The 266-nt window shown below is 63.9% G+C and carries 1 protein-coding gene; it reads right to left on the bottom strand.

Annotated features, from left to right (window positions below):
- A partial coding sequence (locus SB658_RS24505; protein ID WP_410602982.1) for an aldehyde dehydrogenase family protein occupies positions 1-266 on the bottom strand: 266 nt, incomplete at both ends.

Raw genomic sequence — 266 nt, forward strand, 5'->3', positions numbered from 1 at the left:
GGGATCGGCACATTGATCCCGACCATTCCAACCTGCACCCGCGCGGTGAACTCGCGCGCCGCGCGCCCGTCGCCCGTGAACAATGCCGCGCCGTTTCCAAACTCATGGTTATTGATCAGGCCGATTGCCTCGGAGAGGCTGTCGGCGCGGACCATCGACAGGATGGGACCGAAGATCTCTTCGCGGTAGACGCGCATCTCGGGGGTGACATGGTCGAAAAGAGACCCGCCGATGAAGTAGCCGTCCGACGGGACCTCGCTTCGCCG

The organism is Bacillus sp. SIMBA_008, assembly GCF_046535495.1.
Classification (GTDB): Bacteria; Bacillota; Bacilli; order Bacillales; family Bacillaceae; genus Bacillus; species Bacillus subtilis.